The organism is Pantoea sp. CTOTU49201 (assembly GCF_032054795.1).
In the GTDB taxonomy this organism is placed as follows: Bacteria; Pseudomonadota; Gammaproteobacteria; order Enterobacterales; family Enterobacteriaceae; genus Pantoea; species Pantoea symbiotica.
In genome coordinates this window covers 1-4,991 of record NZ_DAMBSA010000355.1, presented here as the reverse complement: position 1 = coordinate 4,991, position 4,991 = coordinate 1, and the positions used below count along the sequence as shown (strand labels likewise).

Here is a 4,991-nt window from a genome sequence, read left to right as displayed (position 1 = left end):
AACAGCAGATCTTCGAAGTTATAAATCTCTTCGTTAAAACTGAGCTGATGCTGACGAATCACATCGCCACGAAAAACCTTGTCGCAGATGCCGTGACGCGGATTGAAATAGAGCAGATCGTTGATTGCCGCCGAGGCAGTCAACTGGCGCACTTCTGTCGTGTTCGCCGGAAAATCGAGCGGCTCGCCTTGCGGTGTGAAGTGCTGCGATTCGCCGCCCACCATCGCGATGTTGTTTTGCATCAGCCGTACATAGGTGGCAAACGCGCTGGCTGGCAGAAAATCATCGGCGTCTAAAAAGCACAGCAGTTTGCCGCGTGAGGCACGAATACCCTGATTGCGCGCCGACGAGACGCCGCCATTGGCTTGGTCGATGATATGAAAATGCGGGTAATGGGCGTAATTCTGTAATATCGCGAGCGAGTTATCGCTGGAGCCGTCGTTAATAAATATCACTTCAAAACGGTTCTCTTCCTGCTGAAGCAGGCTATCAATGCATCGTTCCAGATACGCCGCGGCGTTATACACCGGCACGATGACGCTGATTAAAACGTCGTTAACGGGATTTTGCATATAACCTCTGGACTCTGTCGGAGTAAAAGTTGCGGGCGAAAAAAGTAATCTATGAACATTGCAGTGATTAACACTGCGCGTTGCTTGCGCCCGGCTTAACATTTGTTACTGGTTTATTTCAGAGTTTCCTCAGGTCAAATAAAAATGGCCTTTAATTCTCTGTAAAAAGATCACTAAATAAGATAATCGCCAAATAAACCGTGCAGTTTCATTCTGCTTTCGTCAGCTAAACCAGGCAGGCTACCGCCCCAGGCTTGCAGCTACCTGTATACTGACCACAGTGAAACTCCTATTTTTGGCGTAAAGAGGCTGCGCTGCGCTCATAAGAGTTCAGTTAATTTTCAGCCAGTTACGTTTTTTCTTTTGGTAATTTGGCTTAACGCCAATACCACGTCATTAATGATGTACTTAAATTAAATTTTTATCTGTCTGGTAATGAGCGTTAAAAAACGTTGGCGTCTTTATCGTGCTCATCACCAAAAACAAGAAATGCCGACCGGGGCTGAGAAGGTGCATCCAAAGACGGGCCTTCTCAACGAACGTCACGACATTAACGATATTTGCTGTATGCCCTGCACTTTAATAACGCTGGCGCGTCATTCGCGCGCCGATAAGTGCAAGTGGCGTTAATTCAGTGTGGCTATCGCAGCCGCACTGCAAGAGGCTTGATGCCCAAAATTTGCGATCTAATTCAAAACTTTTCCCGGCATTCTCACCACTCGGGGTTATAAGGTCAATGGCTGCCGGGTTAAAACGGAATTTACTCAGAGAAAGGATGGATTAAATAACGTCGCATAGATTAGCCGTGGTGAATTGGTTTTTTATTGATTGATTAGCGCCGCAGCGGGCGATGTCCAGGAATAAGATGGGATTATTTCTGACTTCGTGCCAACAGAAACCAGCGCCTAAGCCGCGCCGGGATTGAAGCCAGCTCACAACTCTGGTGATAGCCTTTCACGGCGCGCATTTTCGCGTGCTAGTCTCCAGCCATGCCTCTCTCCAGTTTCTCTTTACTGCAGGTTGTATGAAACGCAGATTATCTTTCCAGGTAAAACTCTTCCTGTCGCTGGTGCTGTTTTCCTGCCTGCTACTCGCCTTGCTGGGCACCATTCTGTTTCATTTTATCGATCGTCAACTGCATCACGATTTGGGGCAGCGCGCGCGGGTGCAGGCCAGTGAGATTGCGCTGATGCCTGGCCTGGCGGAGAAAGTGGCGAGCCGTGATATCGCTGGCATCGCTGCGTTGATCCAGCCGCTGCGCAACCAAAGCGATGCCAGCTACATCGTGATCGGCGACACGCAAGAACAGCATCTCTATCACTCGGAATCACCGGAGCGCCTCAATTTACCAATGATTGGCGGCGACAATGCGGAGGTGCTGCAGGGCAAAACCATCATCTCAGTGCGCAAAGGCGGCATCGGCGTGTCGCTTCGCAGCAAGGCACCGATCTTTAACACGCAGCATCAGGTGATTGGCATTGTCTCGGTGGGTTATCTCACCTCCTATATTGCCAATATCAACGTCAGCCTGCTGTGGCAGGCCAGCTTGTATGGTGTGGCGCTGTTGCTGCTGCTGTTTATCTTTTCGTGGGTGTTTAGCCGCAACCTGAAGAAACAGATGTTCTGGCTGGAGCCGAAGGATATCGCTCTGCTGGTGCTGCAACAAAAAGCGCTGCTGGAAGCGATGTATGAAGGGGTGTTTGCGGTGAACGCGGAGCGGCAGCTGATTCTTATCAACCGCGCTGCACGCGAGTTGCTGGATATCCAGCAGAGTGAGAGTGAACTGCTGGGGAAACCGCTGGATGAGGTTTTGCAGATCCATCCGGCGTTTTTAAGCCAGCATGAGGTGAAAACCCACGACCACATCACCGTGCTCAATCAGCGTCAGGTGATTGTTAACCGGGTGGCGATTGAGCTGGAACCCGGCGAGCCAGGCGGCTGGGTGTGCAGCTTCCGCGATAAAAACGACATCAACACATTGAGCAGCCAGCTCAGCCAGGTGAAACGCTACGCGGATAATCTGCGCATCATGCGTCATGAACAGCTGAACTGGACCGCCACGCTGGTCGGCCTGCTGCAGATGCAGCGCTACGACGATGCGATGCGCTACATTCACGCGCAATCTGCGGGCGCGCAACAGGTGCTGGATTTTGTCTCGGCGCGCTTCACCTCGCCCGCGCTTTGTGGGTTGCTGCTGGGGAAATATGTCAGCGCGCGGGAAAAAGGCGTTGAGTTAAAATTCGATCCCGCCTGTCAGCTAAATCGCATTCCAGCCGCGCTAAGTGAAACGGCGTTGATGTCGGTGATCGGCAATCTACTGGATAACGCGGTGGATGCCACGCTCAACGCCAGAACGCCGGCAACACCGGTTGAGTTATATATTTCCGGTCGTAATCAGGAGTTGTTAATCGAAGTGGCCGATCAAGGTTGCGGCATCGATGACAGCATCAAACCGCACTTATTTGAGCAAGGCGTCACCAGTAAGCCTTCCAGCAGCAACGATATGCTTGGTGCAGAACACGGCATCGGTCTCTATCTGGCGGCGGGTTATGTGCAGCAGGCAGGCGGCAGCATTGAGATCAGCGACAACTCACCGCAGGGCACCATTTTCTCGGTGTTTATCCCGTTTCATTCCGCCGCGTTAACAGGACTTTCTCATGAATAATGCTAAGCCGCTTGATGTGGTGATTGTGGAAGATGAGCCGCATCTGGCCGATCTGCATCGTGAATATATTGAGCAGAACTTTCATCTGCGCGTGGTCGGCATTGCCGCCACGCTGGCGCAGGCGCGCGAGTTGATTGCGTTACATCAGCCACGGCTGCTGCTGCTCGATAACTATTTGCCGGATGGCCAGGGCGTTACGCTGATTGACGATCCGCTGCTGAAACGCTTTGAGTGCTCAGTGATTTTCATCACCGCCGCCAGCGACATGCAAACCTGTAGCCACGCGATGCGCAGCGGCGCATTCGACTACCTGCTGAAACCGGTGTTTTTCCATCGCCTGCGCGCGTCGCTGGAACGCTTTATGCTGCAGGTACAGACCATGCGCCAGATGAAAAACGTTGATCAGCAGGCGCTGGATAAGCTGTTTAATCTGCCAACCAGTGATGCGCCGTCAGCGCCTTCTACCAAAGGGATTGAAACCATTACGCTGGATCGGGTGAAAAGCTTTTTTAGCGCTGCGCCGGAAAGTAGCTGGTCAGTTGAACAGGTAGTTGAGCGCGTTGGCATCAGTAAAACCACCGGTCGTCGCTACCTGGAATATTGCGTGGAGATCGGTTTTATTGGCGTCGAAATGCAGTACGGCAACATCGGCCATCCGCGACGGCTGTACCGCAAAATCCTGTGATCTTGCGCAGATTTCGCGCGCGGCCTGTCGTGGTTTTTATGGTGTTAATTGCCTAAACGACGCCAACAATCACACTTCGTGAAGATAACAATCCGTCACCTCTTGTGTGGAAAAGTCGATAGGCTATGTTGACCTTTAGTTCCTCAAATGTAACTAAAAGGTTAATTATAATGTCGAACACTTTCCCTCTGTCTCTGATTGCTGCAACTGTTTTTGTGTCTATGTCAGCGGTTGCTGCCCCGCCGCAAGGCTATCCAGCGGATTATCAAAGCGTGATTGATGCCGCCACCAAAGAAGGCAAAGTGGTGGTTTACTCCACCACTGATACCAAAGCTGCGGGGCCGCTGATCAAAGGTTTTGAAGAAACCTATCCCGGCATCAAAGTTGAATATAACGATATGAACAGCACCGAGCTGTACAACCGTTTTATCAGCGAACAAGCCTCGGGCGGCACCAGCGGCGACGTGGTGTGGAGCTCCTCGATGGATACCGGTCTGAAGCTGGCGACCGACTACGCGCAGGAGTACAAATCTCCCGAACTGGCTCAGCTGCCGAAGTGGGCGGTGTGGAACAACAAAGCCTACGGCACCACCTACGAACCGGTGGTGTTCATCTATAACAAGCGCCTGATCCCGGCCAGTGATGTGCCCGATTCACACACCGCGCTGGCCAAGCTGATCGCCAGCCAGACCGACAAATTCAAGAGCAAAGTTACCACTTACGATATTGAGAAATCGGGACTTGGTTTCATGCTTTCAGTGCAGGATTACAAAGCCGACCCTAACTACTTCAAAACCCTAGCCGACGTGGCGAAAGGTGGTTTAGCCGTGCAGTCTTCCACCGGCACCATGATGGAAAGGGTTTCATCCGGTGAAAACCTGATTGGCTTTAACATCCTCGGTTCTTACGCCGGAGCGCGCGCTAAAACCGATCCGTCGCTGGGCATCTCTTATCCGAAGGATTACACGCTGGTACTGTCACGCGTTTCATTCATCAGCCAGCAAGCGCAAAACAGCCATGCCGCCAAACTGTGGCTCCATTATGTGCTATCTGAGAAAGGACAAAGCAT

4 protein-coding genes are annotated in these 4,991 nt (G+C 51.8%); 3 read left to right on the top strand and 1 reads right to left on the bottom strand.

Annotated features, from left to right (window positions below; genetic code table 11):
- On the bottom strand, positions 1-572 hold a 572-nt coding region (locus RTY00_RS19800), incomplete at its 3' end, for a glycosyltransferase (protein WP_312665700.1).
- Between the two features lie 1,024 nt (positions 573-1,596).
- On the opposite strand from RTY00_RS19800, the gene RTY00_RS19795 reads away from it, so the two are divergent.
- The 3 genes from RTY00_RS19795 to RTY00_RS19785 all read left to right on the top strand — a co-directional run.
- A complete protein-coding gene (locus tag RTY00_RS19795; protein ID WP_312665698.1) occupies positions 1,597-3,237 on the top strand; it encodes a sensor histidine kinase in 1,641 nt (546 codons plus the stop codon).
- On the top strand, positions 3,230-3,922 hold the full coding sequence (locus RTY00_RS19790; RefSeq protein WP_179451750.1) for a response regulator: 693 nt from the start codon (positions 3,230-3,232) through the stop codon (positions 3,920-3,922). The genes RTY00_RS19795 and RTY00_RS19790 overlap by 8 nt, the downstream gene beginning before the upstream one ends.
- 170 nt (positions 3,923-4,092) lie before the next feature.
- Positions 4,093-4,991, top strand: an 899-nt coding sequence (locus RTY00_RS19785; protein ID WP_312665695.1) for an ABC transporter substrate-binding protein, incomplete at its 3' end; no start/stop codon positions are given.

Bases quoted from the DNA above. Each gene is read 5' to 3' on its own strand.
- RTY00_RS19795 (WP_312665698.1), top strand. From the start codon at position 1,597: ATGAAACGCAGATTATCTTTCCAGGTAAAACTCTTCCTGTCGCTGGTG.
- RTY00_RS19790 (WP_179451750.1), top strand. From the start codon at position 3,230: ATGAATAATGCTAAGCCGCTTGATGTGGTGATTGTGGAAGATGAGCCG.